23 protein-coding genes and 6 tRNA genes are annotated in these 21,192 nt (G+C 45.5%); 8 read left to right on the forward strand and 21 right to left on the reverse strand.

Annotation, left to right across the window (positions count from 1 at the left end; translation table 11 throughout):
• Nucleotides 1–113 precede the first annotated feature (113 nt).
• Nucleotides 114–1,565 carry a MocR-like pyridoxine biosynthesis transcription factor PdxR gene (gene pdxR / locus ACPW7N_RS04420; RefSeq protein ID WP_425649814.1) on the forward strand — a complete coding sequence of 484 codons (1,452 nt, stop codon included), beginning with the start codon at nucleotides 114–116 and terminating at the stop codon, nucleotides 1,563–1,565.
• Nucleotides 1,566–1,634: 69 nt separating this feature from the next.
• Here pdxR and ACPW7N_RS04425 read toward each other — a convergent pair whose 3' ends face one another.
• The 5 genes from ACPW7N_RS04425 to ACPW7N_RS04445 form a co-directional block, all read right to left on the reverse strand.
• Nucleotides 1,635–2,477 (reverse strand): DegV family protein, encoded by an 843-nt coding sequence (locus ACPW7N_RS04425; protein ID WP_425649815.1) that lies wholly within the window; start codon nucleotides 2,475–2,477, stop codon nucleotides 1,635–1,637.
• A 187-nt stretch (nucleotides 2,478–2,664) separates the two neighbouring features.
• Nucleotides 2,665–3,801, reverse strand: a complete 1,137-nt coding sequence (locus tag ACPW7N_RS04430) for a zinc-dependent alcohol dehydrogenase (protein ID WP_425649816.1) — start codon at nucleotides 3,799–3,801, stop codon at nucleotides 2,665–2,667.
• A gap of 161 nt (nucleotides 3,802–3,962) precedes the next feature.
• A complete protein-coding gene (locus ACPW7N_RS04435) occupies nucleotides 3,963–4,412 on the reverse strand; it encodes a MarR family winged helix-turn-helix transcriptional regulator (protein ID WP_425649817.1) in 450 nt (149 codons plus the stop codon).
• Nucleotides 4,412–4,903 carry a glutathione peroxidase gene (locus tag ACPW7N_RS04440; protein ID WP_425649818.1) on the reverse strand — a complete coding sequence of 164 codons (492 nt, stop codon included), beginning with the start codon at nucleotides 4,901–4,903 and terminating at the stop codon, nucleotides 4,412–4,414. Before ACPW7N_RS04440 ends, ACPW7N_RS04435 begins: the two co-directional genes overlap by 1 nt.
• A 172-nt stretch (nucleotides 4,904–5,075) precedes the next feature.
• Nucleotides 5,076–5,678, reverse strand: coding sequence for a nitroreductase family protein (locus ACPW7N_RS04445; RefSeq protein ID WP_425649819.1), 603 nt, complete (start codon nucleotides 5,676–5,678; stop codon nucleotides 5,076–5,078).
• Between the two features lie 193 nt (nucleotides 5,679–5,871).
• Between ACPW7N_RS04445 and ACPW7N_RS04450 the strand changes: the two genes are divergently transcribed.
• The gene (locus ACPW7N_RS04450) at nucleotides 5,872–6,780 is read left to right on the forward strand and encodes a WD40/YVTN/BNR-like repeat-containing protein (RefSeq protein ID WP_425649820.1); all 909 of its coding nucleotides are present in this window, start codon (nucleotides 5,872–5,874) and stop codon (nucleotides 6,778–6,780) included.
• Nucleotides 6,781–6,815: 35 nt separating this feature from the next.
• On the opposite strand, the gene ACPW7N_RS04455 is transcribed toward ACPW7N_RS04450, so the two are convergent.
• Nucleotides 6,816–7,589, reverse strand: coding sequence for a GNAT family N-acetyltransferase (locus ACPW7N_RS04455; RefSeq protein WP_425649821.1), 774 nt, complete (start codon nucleotides 7,587–7,589; stop codon nucleotides 6,816–6,818).
• Between the two features lie 42 nt (nucleotides 7,590–7,631).
• Entirely contained in the window at nucleotides 7,632–8,762 is a 1,131-nt protein-coding gene (locus ACPW7N_RS04460; RefSeq protein WP_425649822.1) for a virulence factor, read from the reverse strand.
• Between the two features lie 193 nt (nucleotides 8,763–8,955).
• Between ACPW7N_RS04460 and ACPW7N_RS04465 the strand changes: the two genes are divergently transcribed.
• The 3 genes from ACPW7N_RS04465 to ACPW7N_RS04475 all read left to right on the forward strand — a co-directional run bounded on the left by ACPW7N_RS04465 (nucleotide 8,956) and on the right by ACPW7N_RS04475 (nucleotide 12,147).
• Nucleotides 8,956–9,402: a chemotaxis protein CheW gene (locus ACPW7N_RS04465; RefSeq protein ID WP_425649823.1), complete on the forward strand. Its 447-nt coding sequence runs from the start codon at nucleotides 8,956–8,958 to the stop codon at nucleotides 9,400–9,402.
• Nucleotides 9,403–9,491: 89 nt separating this feature from the next.
• Complete coding sequence (locus ACPW7N_RS04470; RefSeq protein WP_425649824.1) at nucleotides 9,492–10,601, forward strand: metallophosphoesterase; 1,110 nt, start codon at nucleotides 9,492–9,494, stop codon at nucleotides 10,599–10,601.
• Nucleotides 10,602–10,788: 187 nt separating this feature from the next.
• On the forward strand, nucleotides 10,789–12,147 hold the full coding sequence (locus ACPW7N_RS04475) for a TrkH family potassium uptake protein (protein WP_425649825.1): 1,359 nt from the start codon (nucleotides 10,789–10,791) through the stop codon (nucleotides 12,145–12,147).
• Nucleotides 12,148–12,282: 135 nt separating this feature from the next.
• On the opposite strand, the gene ACPW7N_RS04480 is transcribed toward ACPW7N_RS04475, so the two are convergent.
• From ACPW7N_RS04480 to ACPW7N_RS04500, 5 genes are all read right to left on the reverse strand, one after another.
• A complete protein-coding gene (locus tag ACPW7N_RS04480; protein ID WP_425649826.1) occupies nucleotides 12,283–12,468 on the reverse strand; it encodes a CDGSH iron-sulfur domain-containing protein in 186 nt (61 codons plus the stop codon).
• A gap of 128 nt (nucleotides 12,469–12,596) precedes the next feature.
• A complete protein-coding gene (locus ACPW7N_RS04485; protein ID WP_425649827.1) occupies nucleotides 12,597–13,547 on the reverse strand; it encodes a C40 family peptidase in 951 nt (316 codons plus the stop codon).
• A 208-nt stretch (nucleotides 13,548–13,755) separates the two neighbouring features.
• Nucleotides 13,756–14,355, reverse strand: coding sequence for an SGNH/GDSL hydrolase family protein (locus ACPW7N_RS04490; protein ID WP_425649828.1), 600 nt, complete (start codon nucleotides 14,353–14,355; stop codon nucleotides 13,756–13,758).
• 28 nt (nucleotides 14,356–14,383) lie between these two features.
• A complete protein-coding gene (locus ACPW7N_RS04495; protein WP_425649924.1) occupies nucleotides 14,384–14,770 on the reverse strand; it encodes a hotdog fold thioesterase in 387 nt (128 codons plus the stop codon).
• 23 nt (nucleotides 14,771–14,793) lie between these two features.
• The gene (locus ACPW7N_RS04500) at nucleotides 14,794–15,411 is read right to left on the reverse strand and encodes a TetR family transcriptional regulator C-terminal domain-containing protein (RefSeq protein ID WP_425649829.1); all 618 of its coding nucleotides are present in this window, start codon (nucleotides 15,409–15,411) and stop codon (nucleotides 14,794–14,796) included.
• 217 nt (nucleotides 15,412–15,628) lie between these two features.
• On the opposite strand from ACPW7N_RS04500, the gene ACPW7N_RS04505 reads away from it, so the two are divergent.
• The 3 genes from ACPW7N_RS04505 to ACPW7N_RS04515 are packed head-to-tail and all read left to right on the forward strand — an operon-like array spanning nucleotide 15,629 to nucleotide 16,739.
• Nucleotides 15,629–15,859, forward strand: a complete 231-nt coding sequence (locus ACPW7N_RS04505) for a spore coat associated protein CotJA (protein WP_425649830.1) — start codon at nucleotides 15,629–15,631, stop codon at nucleotides 15,857–15,859.
• Nucleotides 15,856–16,125: a spore coat protein CotJB gene (locus tag ACPW7N_RS04510; RefSeq protein ID WP_425649831.1), complete on the forward strand. Its 270-nt coding sequence runs from the start codon at nucleotides 15,856–15,858 to the stop codon at nucleotides 16,123–16,125. The genes ACPW7N_RS04505 and ACPW7N_RS04510 overlap by 4 nt, the downstream gene beginning before the upstream one ends.
• Before the next feature lie 44 nt (nucleotides 16,126–16,169).
• Nucleotides 16,170–16,739, forward strand: coding sequence for a manganese catalase family protein (locus ACPW7N_RS04515; protein WP_425649832.1), 570 nt, complete (start codon nucleotides 16,170–16,172; stop codon nucleotides 16,737–16,739).
• An 81-nt stretch (nucleotides 16,740–16,820) separates the two neighbouring features.
• Here the strand turns inward: ACPW7N_RS04515 and ACPW7N_RS04520 are convergent.
• From ACPW7N_RS04520 to ACPW7N_RS04560, 9 genes are all read right to left on the reverse strand, one after another.
• Nucleotides 16,821–16,905 (reverse strand) — tRNA-Leu (locus ACPW7N_RS04520).
• A 27-nt stretch (nucleotides 16,906–16,932) separates the two neighbouring features.
• A tRNA-Ser gene (locus tag ACPW7N_RS04525) sits at nucleotides 16,933–17,021 on the reverse strand.
• Nucleotides 17,022–17,040: 19 nt separating this feature from the next.
• Nucleotides 17,041–17,114, reverse strand: a tRNA-Gly gene (locus tag ACPW7N_RS04530).
• Nucleotides 17,115–17,191: 77 nt separating this feature from the next.
• Nucleotides 17,192–17,267: transfer RNA gene (locus ACPW7N_RS04535), tRNA-Lys, on the reverse strand.
• Nucleotides 17,268–17,280: 13 nt separating this feature from the next.
• Nucleotides 17,281–17,365, reverse strand: a tRNA-Tyr gene (locus ACPW7N_RS04540).
• Nucleotides 17,366–17,503: 138 nt separating this feature from the next.
• Nucleotides 17,504–17,576: transfer RNA gene (locus ACPW7N_RS04545), tRNA-Thr, on the reverse strand.
• A 110-nt stretch (nucleotides 17,577–17,686) separates the two neighbouring features.
• Nucleotides 17,687–18,754: a sensor histidine kinase gene (locus ACPW7N_RS04550; protein ID WP_425649833.1), complete on the reverse strand. Its 1,068-nt coding sequence runs from the start codon at nucleotides 18,752–18,754 to the stop codon at nucleotides 17,687–17,689.
• On the reverse strand, nucleotides 18,751–19,425 hold the full coding sequence (locus tag ACPW7N_RS04555; RefSeq protein WP_425649834.1) for a response regulator: 675 nt from the start codon (nucleotides 19,423–19,425) through the stop codon (nucleotides 18,751–18,753). Before ACPW7N_RS04555 ends, ACPW7N_RS04550 begins: the two co-directional genes overlap by 4 nt.
• A gap of 13 nt (nucleotides 19,426–19,438) precedes the next feature.
• Nucleotides 19,439–21,187 carry an ABC transporter ATP-binding protein gene (locus tag ACPW7N_RS04560; RefSeq protein WP_425649835.1) on the reverse strand — a complete coding sequence of 583 codons (1,749 nt, stop codon included), beginning with the start codon at nucleotides 21,185–21,187 and terminating at the stop codon, nucleotides 19,439–19,441.
• Nucleotides 21,188–21,192 lie beyond the last annotated feature (5 nt).

Below are 21,192 nucleotides of genomic sequence, written 5' to 3' on the forward strand. Positions count from 1 at the left end.
ACACCCTATCTTACACGGTTAAAGTGTGCATGAGATCAACCATTTGCATAGTTATTAAACCAACCATTGACTATAATGGAGATAATTGCTTCGGAAAAATGAGGGATATCACCGTGATCAATATCCATTGGAGACCGGACAAATCAGCAATCACACCGGTGTACATGCAAATCAAGGAGTTCATAAAGCAGAAAATTGAGACAGGTGAATGGACAGTTGGGACAAAAATTCCTTCCCAGCGTACACTCGCCCAACTTTTTGAAGTGAATCGAAGTACAGTCGTGACCGCTTTTGAGGAACTGATTGCGGAGGGTTTATTAGAAAGCAAGAGCGGCATGGGAACAGAGGTCAAAAACAACACCTGGTCACTCTTCTCACTTTCCTCCCCGCCTGATTGGAACAGCTATGTCAAAAAAGGAACCCATCAACCGAACCTGCCTACTATTCAGGACATCCACAAGGTTGAGCCAATCCCACATATCATTCGTTTAGGTACAGGTGAGCCTTCTCCAGAGTTGTTTCCACAAGAACAACTGGCCCAAATCCTCCATCGGCTCCCCTCTAGGATTCAATCGCTTGGCTATGAAGAGGAAAAAGGCCTGTATGTGTTACGGGAGCAGATCAGCATCTATTTGCAGTCATTGGGGATCACCTCTTCTCCAGCATCGATTCTGATTGTTTCCGGAGCGTTGCAAGCACTCCAGTTGATTTCAGTAGGTCTGTTGAGACGTGGTTCAACGATTTTTCTCGAAAAGCCGTCCTACCTCAGTTCCCTTAACGTGTTTCAATCAGCTGGGATCAGCCTGTACGGGATTCCGATGGACGCTGGCGGTCTCCAAACGGCTTATATTCAACAACAGAAAAAGCGGCAGAACGCCTCCTTGCTCTATACAATTCCAACGTTTCACAATCCAACAGGCAGTGTCATGCCATTAGAACGGCGTAAAAAACTGCTGCAGGTATGTGAAGATGTTCAGCTTCCGATCATCGAAGACGATGTGTATCGAGAGTTGTGGATCGATTCCCCACCTCCCCCGCCATTAAAGGCCATGGACAAAAACGGGACCGTTCTTTATCTCGGCAGTATCTCCAAAGCGTTAAGTCCTGGGCTTCGAATCGGCTGGATCGCCGGGCCGGAACCAGTCATTAATCGTCTGGCAGATATTAAAATGCAGACAGATTATGGCTCCAGCTCACTCTCCCAGTGGGCAGTAGCTGAGTGGATGGCAAGTGGACTGTATTTTGACCATTTGGAGCAGATGCGGCAATCTCTCCGTGTGCGAAGGGATACAGCCATCCGCCTGTTAGAGAGTGAATTTACTGGAATTGCTGAATGGACAAAACCTTCTGGAGGATTTTATATCTGGCTACGCCTGCCACCTGTCATTTCACTCAGAGAACTGTTTGACCGTGCATTGGCAGAAGGAATCCTGCTCAACCCCGGCAATCTGTACGACCCCTCGGTAGCTAGTCACCTGCGTTTATCCTACGCTTACGCTTCTTTAGCCGATTTGGAAAAAGGAATGAAGAAGCTGTCGAAAATTATACAGGAGATGCACAAATAGAAAGACTCGCACCAAGGGAGTTTGTCCGCTTCCTTGGGCGAGCCTGCTCGAACACTTCTGCTCTTTCACCTATTCAAAATAATACATAAATCCGATTGCGCCTAACCCCGTATGTGTACTGATAATCGGTGTTGTTTCATCAATCTCGGTTTGGTCGAAGCCAGTCATTTCCTTAATCGCTGCCTTCACCTTCATTGCCAATTCGAGACCCTCGGCATGGGCAATACCAACCGCCTTAATCGTTTTTCCTTTCACATCTTCAGCAAACTGGTTTGCCAGAAACGTTACGACCTGCGCATGGCTTCTTACCTTTGCCACCGGATTGTAGACGCCTCCTTCCAGAGATGCGATCGGCTTGATTTTCAAAATCGAACCAATCAAGGCTCGTCCTTTCCCGATTCGCCCACCCTTTACGAGATTTTCCAGCGTATCTACGACGACAAAGAGACGGGTTTGCTGACGTACCTGATTCAACCGTGCAACGATTTCACTCATGCTTTTTCCTTCCTTGGCCATGCGTGCTGCTTCAATGACCTGAAATGACAAAGCCTTGGAAATAAACTTTGAGTCGATGACCGTCACACTCGCCTCCGACATGCCTGCTGCCATCTCAGCAGATTGCACGGTTCCACTCATGCCGCCGGTCATATGGATGGAAAGCACCTCGTATCCTTCCTGATGGAAACGATCATACAATTCAACAAAAACACCAACGGCTGGTTGTGAGCTCTTGGGTAACTCTTTGGATTGTTTCATTTTTTCGATAAACTCACTTGGCGTTATATCTACACGATCAAGATAGGTTTCACCATCAACCATCAGGCTGAGCGGAACTGCCGTAATATCATATTTGCTTAACACTTCAGGAGATAAGTCTACTGTGGAGTCTGTGACTATTTTTATCTTACTCATAGAATCATACCCTTTCGCTACGAATCATCCTATTTTTCCGAATAGAACCGTTTTGGTCAGTTTCGTTTAATTTACCAAATAACCTAAGTCCGAACAAGATCAGACTCAGGACATTTTGGTGTCAGCGGGCAAACAGGCAAAAGACCCTCTATGTCTGAATAGAGGGTTATTCACTTCAATGCCTGATTCAAGGCTTCAGAAGGACTTTTATGCACCCTTCTGATTTATTATCAAACACATGATAGCCGTGTTTTGCCTGATCCAGCGGCAAAATGTGCGTGATGATATCTCCAGGGTCTATCTTTCTATCGGCAACCAAATTGTAAAGGTAGGGTATGTAGGGAATGACCGGCGCTTGCCCCATTCGCAAGGTAATGTTTCGTGCGAAGAAGTCACCGAGCGGAAAGGCGTTATACCTCAAGCCGTACACTCCGGTTAATTGGACGGTTCCCCCTTTTCGTACAGCCTGAGACGCCATAACAACAGCTCCCATCGCACCTCCTTGCAATTTAAGACCTGTGGCGATCATTTCAATGGTTGTCATTTTGCCATCCATACCCACACAATCAATAACGACGTCGGCCCCACCCTGCGTCATCTCTTTGAGGTTATTACCGATGTTTTCGTCATCCTCGAAATTGATGGTTTCCACGTGATTATGTCGCTTGGCATGCTCCAGTCGGTAATCGATATAATCTACCGCTATCACCCGCTTGGCTCCCTTTAGCCATGCAAACTTCTGAGTGAGCAGACCAACAGGACCGCATCCAAGGACGATAACAGTGTCCCCCTCCTTCACTCCAGCAGAATCCACGCTCCAATAGGCAGTAGACAAAGCATCTCCTAGCAGTACCAGTTTCTCATCTTCCACTTCACAGTTCTCGGGTATGCGGAAGGGCGTAAAATTGCCATAGGGTACTCGCATATATTCGGCTTGTCCACCCGCATAGCCTCCAGCCGTTTCAGAATAACCAAAAAAACCACCCATTTGGCCGTGTGGATTCGAATTGTCACATTGACTTGTCAATTGCGTCTTGCAATATATACATACACCACAGGCCACGTTAAAAGGAACAATCACCCGGTCTCCTTTTTTCAGCCTGGTTACTTCCGGGCCTGCTTCCTCCACAACTCCCATTGGTTCATGGCCAATAATGTAGTCTTCAGGCAGATTGGGAATCATTCCATGAATGAGATGCAAGTCTGAGCCGCAAATGGCTGAAGTGGTTATCCGTACAATGATATCATCCGGTTTTTCGATCTTGGGGTCATGTACCTCTTTTACCTGAATATCCTTGATTCCTTGATAGGTGACGGCTTTCATTTATAAGTTGCTCCTTTTTTTTGCCTTTTTGACGTGTAATTATTTTGCCCTGTGGAGAAACAGCTATTCGAATTCAGCCAGCTTTGCATAGCTTCTGATCTCAACATAAAAAGCCCCCCTTGCTTTGATCACAAGAGGAGCTTTGACAACTTGTCTGACTGCTAGCTTTGCAGCTTTACCTGATTGATTTTATGGAGCAAGCCGTTGAACTGAGCAAGCAGGCTTTGGAATTCAGTTGGGGTTACACCACTTTTCGCAAATAACACTTCCGGGATGCAATAGGCTTCTTCTTTTAGTGCCTTCCCGTTCTCTGTCAGCCGTACATTCACTTTTCGTTCGTCATCCACAGAACGCTGGCGCTTGATCAGATCAGCAGCCTCCATTCGCTTCAACATTGGTGTCAACGTACCTGAATCAAGATACAGGCGGTCGCCAAGTTCTTTGACGCTGCATTCTTGCACATCCCATAACACAAGGAGGGCAAGGTATTGCGGATAGGTAATTCCCAGCTGATCCAGGTACGGTCGATACAAACTGGTAATTTCCCGAGAGCAGGCGTAGACCGCAAAGCAAAGCTGATTGTCTAGCTTGAGCAACTCATCCTTGTTCATTATAGGGATTCTCCAGCCAGCAGCTTCTGTATATCCACTTCAATATCGGCAGGTTCCGTACGGGCTGCATATTGCTTGACGACGTTTCCTTCTGCATTCACGAGGAACTTCACAAAATTCCACTCAATCTCACCTTTGTAGAATGGGGCAGGCACGTTCTCCACCAGATACGTAAAAAGAGGAGGTGCGTGTTCACCTTTAACATCAATTTTCGCAAAAAGCGGGAACGATACCTGATAGTTCAGCTCACAAAAGCTTTTAATTTCTTCATTGGTTCCCGGTTCCTGATTCATGAATTGGTTGCTGGGGAAACCTAGTACAACAACACCTTCATTTTGGTAGGTATCATAGATATGTTGCAGTCCTTTGTAGTGCGGGGTCAAGCCACAACCGCTTGCCGTATTCACGATCAAAGCGATTTTCCCTTTGTATTCTGCCAGCGATTTCTCTTCTCCTGTAATGGTTTGAACAGTGAAATCATAAATGGACATATGTGTTTCCTCCTTGGGTTTTATAATCAATTGTGCACAATTTAATTTTATAAAACTAATTTATGCTCTTTTTTCGATTTTGTCAACTCATATAACCATTCCAATCAATTAAAAAAAGAGCCAACCTATTCATAGGCTGACTCTTCTCTCTTGACCCGAAATCAACATTCAATTATTTAAATACTTTCACACGATCTGCCAAAGGTTGGAATGTTTTTTCGCCTGGTTCTGCTGTCGGTTTGCCAAATGGCATTTGGGCAATTAATTTCCAAGTAGCAGGGACATTCCACTCGTTGCGTACATCTTCGTCAATTAATGGATTGTAGTGTTGTAAGGATGCACCAAGGCCTTCTGCCTCCAATGCTGTCCAGATCACGAGTTGAAGCATACCTGAAGATTGGTTGGACCAGATTGGAAAATTGTCTGCATAGAGAGCAAATTGCTCCTGAAGTTGTTCAACCACTGCCTGGTCCTCAAAGTACAATACGGAACCGTATCCACTCTGGAATGATTCAATACGTTGTTCAGTAGCTGGGAACTGCTCGGCAGGCACGATTTTGCGCAATTGTTCTTTTGTATAATTCCAGAGCTTGTCATGTTGCTCTCCCAACAAAACAACTACTCTTGCACTTTGAGAGTTAAAGGATGAAGGTGTATGTTGAACAGCATGATTAACGATTTCAATAATTTTAGAATCTGAAATAACAGGATCTTTGCTAATTCCATAATAAGTGCGTCTTTTTTCAATGGCAGTTAAAAAATCTTTTGACATCATAACCAATCCTTTCGTTTTTACGATTACTTACATTATGTAAGTATCATACATTAACGTATTTGCTGTCGTCAATATATTTACTGTAATTTTTTGTGGATTATCTGAATTTCCTACACACTGATTTATTGTTTTTTGTTCGCAATATTTAGTAAACTAATCACAAATCAATCTCACTAATAGCTGGGGGCTTTTAATGTCAAAATCTGCAATTTCCATCACTATTTCTATTGTTATTGTCGCTGTTGCGCTGCTTGCAGGATACTTCTATTTCACAGGCAAAAATTACACGAATGAGGTTACTTTTGCCGACATAAACGGTGTTGGATACAGTCAGGATGGCAAGCGCCTGATCATCCCTACTGCCGACGGATTCAGGATCTATGAAAATCGAAGCTGGAGCATTCCAGATCTCCCTAAACACAACTTCATCGGCTATTCCCCGGTAGACATCGGCTTCTACAGCAGTGGACAAGCAGCACCACAGACGGGTCAGACATCAGCTCTTGGGCTGGTCAAAAGCACGGACGAAGGCAAGACGTTGCAACCGTTGGGATTTGCCGGAGAGCCGAGTTTTCAGGTCATCGGCGTTGGTTATAGCAGCCACACGATTGTTGTATTTAACGACAAACCGAGATCCTCTATGGACGTCGGGCTGTTTATAAGCAGTGACGATGCGAAGTCATGGACAAAAGCAAACGCATCCGGTCTCCAAGGGACACCTACGAGCATCGCCGTTCATCCAACGGACAAGGCAATCCTACTGGTCGGTACGGATCAAGGCTTGTACTTGTCTGACAGCACGGGAGAATCCTTCGACATGATTACGAATCCTTTTCCAATCACTTCAGTACTGTTTGAGCCAAATGGAAATCGGATATTGGTTGCAGGGAAGAACAAAGAACAAGGGGTTACGGTCTTTGAGATTGACCTGATGAATGGCGGAGCGGAGAGAGAAATTACGATTCCGAAGCTGGGAGAAGACGTGGTGCAGCACATGGCCATCAATCCGCAAAATGGGAAAGAACTGATTCTTGTAACAAACAGCAATTCGATCTTGCTTTCCTCTGATAACGGGAATACATGGACAAAGGTCAACCCTTGATGGGCTGACCTTTGTTTTGTATCGGATGGGTTTACTTAACCTATGGAGTAAACACATGGGTAAGAGTATGCCAGGCACTGGAATCCTCTCTTCTCCAATATCGGTCGGCTCATTGGGCTGGCGTCTACCATCAGGAAGCGGTAGCCTCGATCGATTGCCACCTTTGCTCTTGCCGTAATCAGTCCTTGGTAGTAGCCTTTTTGCCGATATTCTGCTACTGTTGATCCTCCCCACAGACTGCCGAATGATGTTCCCTCATGCAAGTACATCCAGGCTGCACTGACTACCTTGTCGCCTTCGTATGCGGCAAAAATAAACAAATTCTCGGGATCTTGAGCCAGATCACGCTTCAACCGCTCTCCCAATTCCGTATGAGAAGTTCCCCACACCTTGTCCTCCATTGCCATCACTTGGTCGATCTCTTCGTCTGAAGCGATTTGGCGAATATCCCCCGGAATAGCTGCACGAAGGATCGGATGGCTATCAGTCATATCTATCACCATCAGAGCTTCCGCCTCTCCGATGTCAAACCCGTGTGCTTCCAGTCTAGCTTTCAGATCATGGGGCTGGTCGTAGTCATACATCTTCCATTCAAACGATTGTCCGATCTTGCGAAAGTATTCTACCTGCTTTTTGATTTCATCATCTGCGTTTTCTTCCGTTAACCTTGAATACATGACAAATCCCTGTTCCTCTGTCTGTGAAACATGGCGAACAATACCATCCAGCTCTTCTCGCTTGAAATTTGAATACTCAATGTGAATCCGCTGCTCTCTTGTAAAAGTATCTAGCAACAGTTCTTTATCCATGCTTCATCCCCCTCACCCGAAACGATCCAATTTCCTATTTCTTTAGTCGTTGCGTCGTGTCATCTGCTGCCAAACTGTTCCGCTTGCAGCCTCGCCGCTTTCGATACGCTCCAATGCCATTTTAATTTGCAGCCTAACCTCAAATTCCGGATCATCCTGTGCCTCACGCAAAGCTGCCAAGGAAGACTCATCCCCTATTTCATATAGAAAGCGAGCCGCCCGCCATCGTACGAGCTTATTTGGGTCTTTCAAGGCGTCTGCCATTGCTCCGATTGCTTCCGGATCACCCAGATCGGATAAGGTATCCCCCGCGGTACGACGCACAGAGACCGATTGATCCTTTAGTGCACGGTATAAATAAGGCAAAACAGTTTTCCCACCGATCATGCCAAACAAGACCGTTGCCAACCGGCGGATGGATTGCTTGGAATCCTCCAATGCCTTGGCGAGAACAGGAATTTGCTCCTCGGTAGGTTCCATCTGCTCCAGCAGTGCGTATCGTTTTTGCCAATCCGGTTGATCGAACATCTCCAGGGTTACGACAGGTCTGGCTTTTTTCTCTGCTGCTTGAGGAACTGGCGCTTCACCCGATTGCAATGCTGCCTCCACTAGCGCATGTAACCGCTCCTGATCATAAGCTGCTTCAATTTCTTGAGCGACTTCCTCTGCAATCTCCTTGACTTCTCCGTACCTGACACCTTGCTCGATCCATTTTCGTTCGAGAATCAGGTTCGTTGAAACCGAGCTTGCCTTCGTCGCAGCCTCACTAAATCGATCCGAAAGCGCAATCCTCACATGTTCGGTAGGAGAGGTTACCTTTACCTGCCATGGAATCTCGCGAAACATTTGTATAAAAACATGTACTTCTCCAAACGAGGTCACTTCTTCCGGGGGTGCCTCTGCTCCCGATTGTGCGGAACCCTCAAGAATTGCTCGTACTTGAGTCAGGATGGATTGCCAATCAGCATTTGGCTTTCGTTCCAGCGAGAGAAAATCAGCAGTGTGGAAAACACTTGTTACTCCCTGAATATCCAGCAGCTTTTGGATTTCTGCTGGTGCTTGATTACTATTGGCTTTGGTATATTCATGCTGAGCACCCACGGGCAGCTTTCTGTCCAGGTTCAGCTTCATCGCATTCGGGCTTGGTGTAGGCTCAATGGACAACAGCCTCATATCAATCAACTCCCTTTCCGACTGATCTCTTGCTCAATATACTAACAAACAAGCAAAAAACTGCAAGAGAACCAGCTTTTCCGATGTGCTGAAATCTACGAAAAATGTGATTGACCACCTAGTTTATCCTCTGTTTTCTTGTTATTATTAAATTCAAAATATTGATGTTAATTCAAGAAATTGGGTGAGTCAAATGAGTAAATTGATCACTAGCCAAAAAGAAGTCATCTTCCGCATTGAGAGTGAAGAATACGCTATTTCCGTACTAGAAGTTGTATCTATCGAACGTTCCCAACAAATAACTGCAGTTCCCAAACAAAACAAGTACTTGCTAGGCGTAATTGATTTGAGAGGCAACATCATCCCGATCGTCGACCTGAAAAAAGTGCTGACTGGAAATGAGGCCATACTCACCGACTCAACCCGTTTGATCATAGTCCAAGTTGACACTCAAGTAATCGGCTTCGTAGTCGATGCAGCAACAGACATCATTGATATTCCCAGTTCGGCCATTCAGAAGCCATCCCTGTTCCAATCTGCATTTATTTATGGGATCGCCAAACTGGAAGAACGGATGATCATCCTTTTGGATATTCCCTATCTTGTCGATAATGTCATTGGTGATTTGCGCATATCTTAAGTGGTTAATGAAACTCAAAATCGTATCCTGCGTAAGAGAAGGAAAGAAGAATACTCTCCTTCTCTTTTTTAATGTAAAGAGGTGTAAAAATGAAACCACGTGTCTGGGCAGTACTAACAGGGGTTTTACTGATTTATAGCCTGATTGTGTTCTTTATCGGTTGGAACGGATATGTTTGGCTACGTACGCTGGTTGACGTACATGCAGGCTATTATTCCGTTATTATGGCGATATTGGCTTATTCGTATTTTCTCGGGCGAGTCAACTATCGGTTGTCTATTTTCAAAGTCATCGGTTCGTACTGGTTTGCTGCCGTCCAGTTTGCGCTCATCCTCCTGCCTCTCGCTGACTTGTCCGTACTCTTGGCTAGCGCGGTCGGAATCCCGTTAGAATCAGCCGTTTTCTGGACTGGCGCTGTTGTCCTGGCTATTTTCATATTCGCCTTTCTTCTCGGTTCCTGGAATGCTTGGAGTCCAATCGTTCGTACTTATCAGATCAGCATACCGAAGCCTGCGGGGAAATACCGTTCCCTTCGCATCGGCATGGCATCTGATCTTCACTTAGGCACATTGGTAGGCAACGTTCACCTGCACCGTTTGGTGACACAAATCAATGCGCTCGGGCCCGATCTGATTCTATTGCCTGGCGATGTCATTGATGATGATATTGAACCCTTTATCCGAAAAAACATGGGAGAAGTGATGAAACATCTGCAAGCTCCCCTCGGTGTGTATGCTGTTTTGGGCAATCATGAGTATATCGGCAAGAAAATCCCTGAGTATGTCAAAGAAATGACAGCCATTAACATCAGGGTACTCATGGATGAGATCGTTACCCTTGCAGACAGCATCACTCTGATCGGAAGAAAAGATCGAGCTGCACGGCAACGGCAATCCTTGGAACAGCTAGTAGCTGGTGTCGATCCTGCTCATCCTATCTTTGTCATGGATCATCAACCGTATGAACTGAAACAGGCTGCCTTGCATGGTGTTGATCTGATGCTTTCGGGGCATACCCACCGGGGTCAAATCGTGCCGAATCACTTGATCACCAGACGTATTTTTGAACTGGATTGGGGATATTTGCAAAAAGAGCAGCTCCATGCTATCGTATCCTCTGGATTTGGAACTTGGGGCCCTCCGCTGCGACTGGGCAGCCGTTCTGAAATCATACAAATTGATATCACTTTTACCGGATAACCATAGCATTCGATCCTATTGTCAATAATACCCGCTGATACCTCATGCCAAAAGGGAGCGAGCCATGCCACCCGTACCTGATCGGGTGGCTTTCTATTTTCCAATGAATGTGAAGGATTCCTTTGCTTGTTCCCCTTCTTTTCGGTATCATAACACGTATCATGTGTTTTGCTAGGAGGCAGTTTGCTTGTTACTGTCACATAAGAAGTATCGCTTTAGTTCTGTTCAGATCATTGTGTTTTTTTACGTCAGCACAGTGCTCCTTTCTGCCCTTTTGCTCATGCTGCCGATATTTCACAATCCCGGCGTTTCTCTATCATTTATTGATGCACTGTTTACTGCATCGAGTGCCATAAGTGTTACAGGACTTTCGGTTATCACGATTCACGAAGTGTTCAATCAGTATGGAATCATCTTGCTGACCCTTCTCTTCCAGGTGGGAGGAATCGGGATCATGACCATGGGTACGTTCCTCTGGATGATGCTAGGTTGGCAAATTGGGCTGGAGCAGCGAAAATGGATTGCCACTGACCACAACCGCCCTACACTGGCTGGTTTGGTTGAACTGATGCGGAATATCCTGATGCTCACCCTTTTTATCGAAATGATCGGAACACTGCTGCTCGGCAGCTATCTCTTGTGGGCAGGCTATCATGAGGAATGGAATACAGCCTTTTACCACGGATATTTTATCTCAATCAGTGCCTTTACCAACGCAGGTTTTGATCTCTATGGCAATTCACTTCACAATTTTGCTCATGACTACTTCTTTCAAATCATCAACATGACCCTGATCATTTGTGGAGCCATTGGTTTTCCTGTGCTTATTGAAGTGAATAATTACCTGGACAGTCGACGTCGAAAACAACGGTTTACCTTTTCCTTGTTTACCAAGATTACGACTCTTACGTTCTTTTCGCTCGTTGCAATCGGTGCGATCTTCCTGTTTATTTTTGAACGCGATGCATTTTTGCAGGATAAAAGCTGGCACGAGTCGCTCTTCTATTCACTTTTTCAATCCGTATCTTCACGAAGTGGCGGTCTGGCAACAATGGATATTAGCCTTCTCTCACTCCCATCTGCTATCATGCTATCTGCCATGATGTTCATCGGAGCATCTCCCAGCAGTGTAGGCGGTGGCATACGGACTACTACATTTTTTGTTCTGATCGCTACTGTCTTCTCCAACATGCGTGGACATAAACAGGTGAAGGTATTTGGCAGGGAGCTGGTGGAAGATGACATCATGCGCTCATTTGTCGTTTTCTTCGTCGCTATCTGTTTAGTTTTCACGGCTGCCATGCTCCTGGTCTGGATGGAAGACTTGCCTTTCCATCACATTCTGTTCGAGGTTTGTTCTGCATTCGGTACCACGGGTCTCTCCATGGGAATCACTCAGGAGTTAGGCGTTTGGGGAAAATTGATCCTGGTCATCATGATGGTGATTGGGCGGATCGGAATTATCAACCTGTTGTTGCTCTTGAAACGAGATGACCAGACAGTTCGGTACAAATACCCTAAAGAGCGAATTATTATTGGGCAATAAGACGGTCATGACCGTTTTGCCCTCAAGCGGGCGCATCTACTTTTATGACAAACGTCGAGATATTTGTCACTTAAAAAAGCAGGCGAGTTCTCTTTTTACGGAGAGAATCGCCTGTTTTTTGCGAGGGAGCACTTTCTAACTACGCACCGTACTCTCAAACTTTCCTTTGTGAGCGCCATTACAGAAAGGTTTGTTGCTGGACAGTCCGCATCGACAGAGATAGATCTGCTCTTTGCTATCAAGAGGCTTCCCTTCACCATCCAAAAGTGTTACCCCCGTAACCAGCAATGGACCGTTATCCAAAACTTTTACTTCCGCCATTTCTCCTTCACCTCCTTTTACTATCTATATTTGCCTTCCCGGAATCTTTGTACACAGATAAGGCTAGACAAGAAAAAACGGCAACCAGTTTGAACTGATTGCCGTTTTGCTTTTGCTTCATAGAGTGATTAGTAAGGACGTCCGCCTTTAATAAAGCGATAGCCCCAATGTGTACCCTCGAACTTCGTAATCTTCACACCGCCTGCTCCAAACGTATGAAGAATTTGATTGTTGCCGAGGTAGATTCCATTATGTTGAATTGGCTGTACGGATGTATTGATTCCTTTATAATCAGATTCTCTCCAGCCTTTATATTTCATGAACCATACGATGTCGCCTGGTTTCAGCTTGTCCTTATCGTAGAAATAGGTTCCATGTTCTTTTACATAGTTAAAGTGAGAAGTGGCTCCGCCTCGACCGAGATTGATTTTTGCCCCTTCCAGATAGGCCCACATGACGAACTCGGAGCAGTCCATTGTTGTTTTCGTGGAACGGCTGGATGCATATTGATATGGAGTGCCTAAGTATTTCATTCCTGCATCGATTACCTTTTGTCCAAGTGCGGAAGTATTCGGTACTTGTGGAACTGTTGGAGTAGTCGGATTTGTTGGTGTTGTTGGCGCCTCAACAGACACACGACGAGCAGTAACCAGATACTTTTCAGCGTTGGCAAAACTCTGCTCAATCACTCCCCCTTTGCTTTTGGAAGCATAGAGGAATTTGCCATTACCAACAAAGATTCCAACATAAGTAGAGGTTGAATCAAAGACTACAATATCTCCAGGCTGTAGGTTGCTCTTTGAAACAGATGTACCTACCTTTTTGAGTGCACTGATCGTGTCATCAACTTTTACCCCTTGCAGTTTCAATACATAAGCTACAAACCCTGCGGAGTCAAAGGATGAAGGTCCATTTCCATCGCTTTTATATGGCTTGCCCACCAAACTATATGCTTGGTTTACCATCGTTGCGTTGTCCAATTGTGCAGCAAAAGCTTGTCCACTATCAGCCAACATCAGCAGTGTCGTACTTAGCATGACGGCCATTGTTGACTTTTTTAACCAATCTCTTTTCGTCATCTTCTTTCCTCCTGACTGTGATGTTCCCATTTTTCTGGGTCTGTTTCCATACTACTGCCAAGTCGGAGGGGAGATAAGCCCGCAAATATTTCCAAACGTTCATTTGATTACATAGTCCTACATGTTTCTCCTATGAAAAAGGTGGAACTGCTTGCTGAAGAGAGTCTCTGGAACTAATTATTCTGGAAATAATTAGTTCCAGATAATTTTACCTTCTAATTTTATTCAGCAAATCTTCTTTTATAAATTGAGCAAGCTGCATATAACCAATTGAATTGGGATGGATACCGTCCTCACTCCATCCAGAGTGATCCATCGTGAACGGGGCACGCCAAATATCGCTGCACAATATCGTATACTTTTCACAGCTTTTTCGAATCAGTTCATTCAGTTCCTGCAATTGTATACGAACTTGCTCAGCTTTTTGATCGGGCAATTTACGCAACACAGGGAAATCTGGTACCGTAGATGAAATGATTGTTGCTCCTGTCTGTGACAACCTCTCCAACATAAACGTGAACTCCCGTTCAAAGATCGTTGGATTCCATACACTTTTCAACACATCGTTGCCACCTGCCACAACTGAGACAATATCAGGTTGCAAAGAGACAGCTTTCTCCAGTTGCGTCTCTCGCACTTCGGCAGCAGTTAATCCTCTAATCGCTAGATTCTCATAATAGAAGGAAGTATTTTTGTTTTGCCATTCCAAGGCTAGATGATCCGCCCAGCTTCTGCACGGGATGTTGTTCACTTCATCACCGATACCTTTTGTCACGCTGTCACCGATGGCAACAAAACGATTCCACATGAACATCCTCTCCTTTACTCCCCTCGATCTATCCATTCTTTCTTTCGCTTGGCACCGCTACCGTACAACGAGAAATACATACGAGTTGATCCTGTTCATCAACAATGCGAATATCCCACACCATCGTAGAAGACCCGATATGGACAGGAGTAGCATGAGCAAACACAACTCCATCACGCTTGGAACGGATGTGATTCGCATTAATCTCCAAGCCAAGCACGACTTTGCGGTCAGGTGGCAGGTTGATAAATGAACCGAAGCTGGCAGCCGTCTCTGCCAACACAACAGAGGCCCCTCCATGTAAAAAGCCAAACGGTTGGTGAACCTTGGGTGTCACTGGCATTTTCATTACAACGCGTTCCGGTGTTAACTCGACCGCTTCAATCCCGAGCTGTTCCATTATGGTGTTTTTCATCATCTCTTCCACTTGTTTCATTATCAATTCACCCTCCTATTTTCCGACGATAACGTCTGTTTAGTAAGAATAAAGCCTTCCAGATAAGTAATCATTTGCTCCATATACGTCTGGTCTTCATAAAGCCGACTAAGCATGAGCGCCCCTTCCAGAGAAGAAATCAAGATGGTTGCCATTGCATCTGGTTGAACGTCCGGGTTCACTTCCCCCCGTTCGATCCCTTTGGTTATCACGCTGCTGATGGTTTGTCTAAGGGCTTCCATCGCTGTTCTTGCTTTTTCTTTCAATTCAGGGTGTACCGTATCGGTTTCGATTGCCACATTCATAATGGGGCATCCTCCTGGAATCGGCTTGTTGTTATAAAGGCTACTAAACACTCTCAATACTCTGATCAGGCGGTTGATGGCGTTCTTTTCCTGGGACAATGCCTCTTGAAAGATGGCAATGATCGCTTCCACTGCATGATCAAATGCCTTAACAGCTAATTCGTCCTTGCTGGTAAAGTGATTGTACAAGCCCCCTCGCTCCAGACCCGTTTCGTTCATGACATCGACCATTGACGACGCTACGTACCCCTTTTGGTTGAACAGGGCAGATGCTTTTTGTAATATCATGTGTCTGGTTCTTTCACCCTTGCGCATGAGAGTATCCCCCTTTCAAACCATGTATCTCTCTCTATTAAAAAAGAGACATATGTGTCTTTTTTACATTATATACCAACTAAATCTGAATATTCAATTATTTATCTGTTTTTGTTTTTGCAGGAAATAGGCGTTTGACTATACACCAAACCAGTCGACACGGCGTAATTTGCTAGTGCATAGACAAATAACCATATATAAAAAAGGAGGAAAATCGTTGAACTCTCAATACAAAGCTTGGGTTCCCTATCGAGGTCCGTTCGATCCTTGCCCACCGATCCGTGTGAAATGGTACTCAACCCCTCCCAATCTGTATTTAGGCTTTCAACAACCGGATTTACCCCAATTCTCTCCGATGGAAGCACTAAAGCTCGGGGTACTTTGGCCTGTTCTCTACAGCCCGTATGAAGGAAGATTTGAGGGCCGTGAATGGGGGGAACACAAATGAACGAACATCGTGAGGTCGATCAACGGTACTATCAACTGCTGGAACAACTGCAAGCATTGGACTTCGTACTAGTCGAGCTGAATCTGTATCTAGATACACATAAAAACGATCCGAATGCATTGAATCAATACAATCAGTTCACACAGGAGCGCTGGAAAGTAGCACAAGAGTTTGAATCACACTATGGACCATTGATGAACTTCGGCCACAGCTACTCACAATTTCCCTGGCAGTGGACTGACACACCTTGGCCCTGGCAGGTCTAACTTTCGTCGATATTCGCTCTAAAAGATAAAGGAGGATTTCGATCGTGTGGATATACGAAAAAAAATTACAGTATCCTGTTCGAGTAAGCAAATGTGACCCTTATATGGCTAAGCTTCTGTTAGAACAATACGGTGGAGCAGATGGAGAGCTTGCTGCTGCCCTGCGTTACTTGAATCAACGGTATTCCATCCCTGACAAGGTAATCGGCCTTTTGACCGACATCGGGACGGAAGAATTTGCCCATCTCGAAATGATTGCCACGATGGTGTATAAACTGACCAAGGATGCTACTCCTGAGCAAATGAGAGCAGCCGGTCTCGGTGACCACTATGTAGCGCATGACAATGCTCTCTTCTATCAAAATGCTTCCGGTGTGCCATGGACGGCGGCCTACATTCAGGCAAAGGGAGATCCGATCGCCGATTTGTACGAAGATATTGCAGCAGAGGAAAAAGCACGTGCAACATATCAGTGGCTGATTGATATGACCGATGATGTTGATCTCCAGGATGGGTTGAAATTCCTGAGAGAACGCGAGGTTGTCCACTCTCAACGCTTTAGAGAAGCGGTTGAAATATTGAAGGAAGACCAGTCAAGACAGAAAATCTTCTAAGATAGAAACACAAAAACACCAAGACTCTTCTTTAAAAGAATCTTGGTGCTATTTATGTAGACGTATTTGAAAGTGTCATTATGGTGCGGTCGGCGAGACTCGAACTCGCACGGGTCGCCCCGCCACCCCCTCAAGATGGTGTGTCTGCCAATTCCACCACGACCGCAAAAACAATGTAACGATGAAAATAAAGTGGCGGAGAGAGAGGGATTCGAACCCCCGTGACGTTGCCGCCTAACGGTTTTCAAGACCGCCCCGTTATGACCACTTCGGTATCTCTCCGCAATAAAAAGTAACATTATGGAGCGGGTGATGGGAATCGAACCCACGCGACCAGCTTGGAAGGCTGGAGTTCTACCATTGAACTACACCCGCATGTTTTGAATGTTCCCGGGTCCCCGAAAAGTAATCGGTGTATGCAGCGAAGGCATACGTCACTTTTTGGGGTAAAATGGTGAGCCATGAAGGACTCGAACCTTCGACCCTCTGATTAAAAGTCAGATGCTCTACCAACTGAGCTAATGGCTCTCAAACTATGAAATGGTGGGGAGAGACGGATTCGAACCGCCGAACCCAGAGGGAGCAGATTTACAGTCTGCCGCGTTTAGCCACTTCGCTATCTCCCCCGATGATGTAACCCCAAAATGTGTTATCTATTCCGGGGTCCCTGTAAATACACCCCAAAAAGTGAAGAAGTCCGTTGCAGCTTTCACCGAATACTTTTCGGGGACCCGCAACAAAACCTTACTACTTTTTTGGAAGTATGCCGGCGATAGGACTTGAACCCACAACCCCCTGATTACAAGTCAGGTGCTCTACCAATTGAGCTACACCGGCACAATATCGATCACGGAATTACAATATAACATGGACAAGCAAAATAAATCAATAGCAAATTTCGGTAAATCCAAAAAAGGTTTCTCCCCCTTGATACCGTCCGGCTGATTTTATGATTCTTTACTACTGCCCGGTTCAAATGGCAGCGTAACAGTAAATGTCGCACCCTTTCCAGGCTTGCTTTGCACACTTATGCTTCCCTGATGAATCTCAACGATTTTTTTCACAATCGCAAGTCCCAGACCACTTCCGCCATTGAAACGGTTGCGAGATTTGTCGACTTTATAGAATCGTTCAAAAATATGTTCCTGATCTTCCAGAGCGATACCAATCCCTGTATCTGAAATTCGTACGACGACTCTATCATTTTCAAGTCTCAGATGAATGCCAATCGTTCCACCGTTTGGCGTAAATTTAATACAATTGCTGATCAAATTGACCCACACCTGACTTAATAAATCTTCATCGGCAATCAGGTTCACTTCTTCAAGATCAACGTCCATCTTCAACTCTTTCTCCATCCACTGCGGCTCACAGGAAAGGACAATCTTTCGCAGTTGTTTATCCAATCGATAAGATGTCGGCTCAAACGGATGATGCTCTGACTCTAGTGAAGTCAGCTTCAGCAAGTTATCGCTTAATTTGGACAGTCGCAAGCTCTCCGTCTCGATAATCGCTAGGTAATGGTTGCGTTCCTCGGCGCTGAGTTCCTCATTTTGCAGTGCCCGGGCAAAGCCGCTAATCGAGGTGAGCGGTGACTGAATTTCATGAGAGACATTGGAGATAAACTCCTGCCTCATTCGCTCCATCTGGCTCAGTTCTACAGCCATATGATTTATACTCTGGGCCAGCTCGCTGAATGGATGTCTCTCTTCCACTTGCAGGTTCAGCTTCACATCAAAATCACCTTTTGCCATACGCTTCAACGCTTCCAGGATCGGCTGAAACGCTGCCCTTCTCCGTGGGTGAAGAGCACGCCCTACGATATACATCATGAAGCCAAATGCAAAGAATCCAACCAGTCCATTGATAAGCTGCATGAGAAAAAAGGACGGTTGCCAGCCAATACTGTCATAAAACAAAGAAGTACCTAGAATGGCCACTGAAAAACAAACAGTAGTTGCTGTAAGCAAGCTAACAATGCCCTTCAAGCGATGCAAGACATGCGATTTTCTCATGAACGAACCTCCAAGCGATAACCCAATCCCCGAATCGTATTGATTTTGAAAGTTGATTGCTCTTCGGGAAACCGTTCCCGCAGTCGCTTGATATGGACATCAACGGTTCGCTCGTCTCCCTCGTAGTTATAGCCCCATATCTGTTCAATCAATTGCTCACGAGAAAAGGTTTTGCCCGGATAGCTGGCCAATGTAAAAAGCAGATCGAATTCTTTCAATGGGAGTGTCATGCTTTTGCCTTCGTAAGAGAGTTCGAACGTTTTGCGGTCGAGCAACAGCTCACCGATTTGGACTGTCTGCGACATGGCAATTCGGTATCGTTTCAGCAATGCCTTCACTCGGGCAACCAATTCTAGCGGCTCAAACGGCTTAACCAGATAGTCGTCTGCACCAAGCTCGAACCCTTTCACTTTTTGAGTCGTTTCTCCTTTGGCCGTGAGCATTAGCAGCGGTAGATCATATAGCTTCCTTAGTTCTTTGCACAGCGTCCATCCATCCATGTTGGGCATCATGATATCCAAAATGACCATATCCATTTTCTTTTCCTCTAGCATTGCTAAAGCTTCTACCCCGTCGGCTGCTTCGTGGATGTCAAAACCTTCCTTGCGTAAAATCAACCTGACCAATTCTCTAATATGTGAATCGTCATCCACGATCAATATGTTGGTCATCTAATTCACCTCATTAAACAAGCTCTTTGATTCTCAATTGCTGGGTGGCAAATTCACGGTACATCGCATGTGTTTGATAAAGTTCGTCATGCGTTCCACTGCCCGTAATCGATCCTTTTTCCATAAACAAGATTTGATCTGCGTCTACAACAGTGGATAGACGGTGGGCGATTACTAGAGTCGTCCGTCCCTTCATCAGGTTTTTCAGCGCCATTTGTACGACAATTTCTGATTTGCTATCCAGACTTGACGTCGCCTCATCCAGCATCAGAATTTGCGGGTCCCGCAACAACGCCCGTGCGATAGCAATTCTCTGGCGTTGCCCACCCGATAGCTTCATACCTCTTTCCCCTACTTCTGTATCATATCGATTAGGAAGCTCCTCGATAAATTCATGGGCATACGCCATTTCCGCAGCGTGCTGTAGTTCTTCATCTGTTATTTCCCGTTCCATTCCGTAGATGATGTTCTCTCGGATCGTACCGGAGATCAGCGGGCTCTCCTGTGAGACATAGCCAATCTGCCTTCTCCAGGATGACAATGTAAAATCATTGATCGGTTCGGTTCCTAATCTGATCGTACCACTCAGTGGCTGATAATACCTTTCCAACAGCGAAAATAGTGTAGTCTTTCCGCTTCCGCTCGGTCCGACAATCGCAGTAACCTTGCCCGGCTTCACGGTAAAGCTTACGTCCTTCAAAATAGTTTCTCCTGATTGATAGCCAAACGTTACCTGTTCGACTTCAATTGGCTGATTCGCATTCTCCAGAGTGTTCCCGGAAGCATAATCCTCCTCATTTTCGGCAAGCGTGGTAATGATTCTTTCGGTCGCCCCCATCGCTTTCTGAAGCTGTGTAAAAAACATGGTTAGTTGACTCATCGGAATGACAATTTGAATCAGATACAGGATAAACGCCACCAGATCACCTGCTGTCAATGCACCTGTGGATACACGCATCCCACCGTAACCGATGATAAGAACAAGCAGCATCATGACGACAAATGACATGATTGGAGCAATCAGCGCCTGGATTTTTGCTTCTTTCAAGCCAAATTGCAACAGATTCGTAATTCCCTTTTTCCCGTTGCTGTACTCATTCGCTTCAGCGTTGGATGCCTTGACTAGACGAACCTCTGACAGCACCTGATTCAAAATGGTCGTAAAGTTTGCCGTTTCATCCTGTAATCCTCTCGAGATCTTGTGCATTTGGCGACCAAGCGGAATGAGGATAGCAAGAGCCACCGGAACCGCCACAAGCATGATCAACGTCATTTTCCAGTCGAGATACAGCAGTACAGTAACGGACCCGATGATGGAGATAATGCCTGTCAAAAAGCCCGCCAAATGATCCGTAATCAGTTGTTTGACCACAGCCGTATCGTTCGTCATCCGACTGATCGTTTCCCCTGTCTGATGATTATCATAATAAGGAATCGGTAAGACAAGAAGCTTTTTCCACAATCGGTCTCTCAGACTGGCTACAATATTTTGTCCGACATGATTCAATAAATAGGTAGACAACCCCAAAGCCAACGCCTGAGCGATAAAGGCACCAACAATCAGTACAATTTGAGTCGTACTGATGGTTGCAAGTGAAAAGCTGTCTACAAGATTGCTCGTTACCAGGGGAATCGCCAAACCAACCATCGTTGTCGCCACGCTCATAAACAGTGCTATGCCCAGTAACAGCTTAGATGGATTGGTTTCTCTGATCAGTTGGTAAAACTGGCGCCAATCCCCCGATTTTTGTCCCTGTTTCATTCTCC

The organism is Brevibacillus nigriterrae (genome assembly GCF_049846925.1).
Classification (GTDB): Bacteria; Bacillota; Bacilli; order Brevibacillales; family Brevibacillaceae; genus Brevibacillus_H.